Consider the following 1,173-nt stretch of genomic DNA (forward strand, 5'->3'; position numbering starts at 1 on the left):
AAGAGTCCAGGATTTACGCTTGAAGAAGATGAAGAGCGGCTAATTCTAACGGAGCTTTTCGATTCTAGTATAAGAAGTTAGTCTCATCTTCAGAGTAGACTTCGATACCGTTCTTTAGAAGAAGTTCCGCAGTGATTCCCATACCGTCAACCATTACTCCACTAAAGGTTCCGTCATAAATGCCCCTGCATCCACAAGAGGGGCTTCTTGATTTCAGTATAGCTATACTAACTCCAGATAGTTTGGCGATTTTAAGCACCTCTTCCGCACCCCGTAAATAGTTTTGAGTGACATCATTTCCAAACTGATCTAGCACCAACTTCGCTGCCCTCCAATCACTGGAGGTTGTGACTTCCGCTCTTGGACGAGGTGTCGGAAGTCCTCCAAGCTGTTCCGGGCATACCGGTAAAAAAACAAACCTGTCAACAAGCTCTAAAAGCTTTAAGGACAGGTTATTATCTCCACGGTAAGTGCAGTTCACACCAATCAGACAAGCACTAACAAGTATCTTTGTCATTTACCACCGGCGGCAGTTCCATCGTCCTCTCTTCTAATTACGTACATCAGATCACGTGTGGGAAGCATTGATAATGGATTCATTGTGTTGGCTCTTGGATCTCTTACTTCGAAGTGAACGTGAGGCCCCGTAGAGACCCCAGTGCTCCCTACCCGACCGATCAGTGATCCCGCATCAACCCTCTGACCAACATAAACGCTGATTTTGCTCATATGACCGTAACGTGTCAAGTAACCGTTATCGTGTTGAATCTCAACCATGTTTCCGTAGCCGCCATTTACACCAGCAAAAACAACCGTACCCCCAGAACCCGCAAATATCGGCGTCCCTTCCGGTGCAGCGATATCAAGTCCTGAATGGAAAGAGGGTTGCCCGGTAACAGGGTGGGTTCTCCAGCCGTAGTCTGATGAAATGACTCCGTATATTGGCCACCTGAAAGGCGAGCTTTGGGGAATATATTGGTATAGATTGACCAACGACATAGGAATGAAGATTCTTTGTCCCGGATTGATAACGGAATCAGGCTTAAGATTGTTGGCTGCAATTAGTTCATCAACGGGAGAAAAGAAAAGTTTCGCGATATAGTCAAAGGTGTCGCCCGACTGAACTTCATAGATCAAACCATCCGGCTGGGGTATTCGAAGCGTATCCCCGGC

General features: G+C 46.6%; 2 protein-coding genes. Both read right to left on the reverse strand.

Features of this window, described 5'->3' with window-relative positions; genetic code table 11:
• Positions 1 to 64 precede the first annotated feature (64 nt).
• Positions 65 to 517: a DUF523 domain-containing protein gene (locus BG32_RS05000; protein ID WP_006492541.1), complete on the reverse strand. Its 453-nt coding sequence runs from the start codon at positions 515 to 517 to the stop codon at positions 65 to 67.
• Positions 514 to 1,173 (reverse strand): M23 family metallopeptidase (locus BG32_RS05005; protein WP_147434834.1); only part of this gene is annotated, 660 nt, incomplete at its 5' end. The genes BG32_RS05000 and BG32_RS05005, both read right to left, overlap by 4 nt.

The sequence above is a fragment of the Mesotoga sp. HF07.pep.5.2.highcov genome, from assembly GCF_003666285.1.
Classification (GTDB): domain Bacteria; phylum Thermotogota; class Thermotogae; order Petrotogales; family Kosmotogaceae; genus Mesotoga; species Mesotoga prima.

Excerpts from the sequence above, each read along its gene's own strand:
- BG32_RS05000 (WP_006492541.1), bottom strand. The coding sequence starts at position 517 with ATGACAAAGATACTTGTTAGTGCTTGTCTGATTGGTGTGAACTGCACT.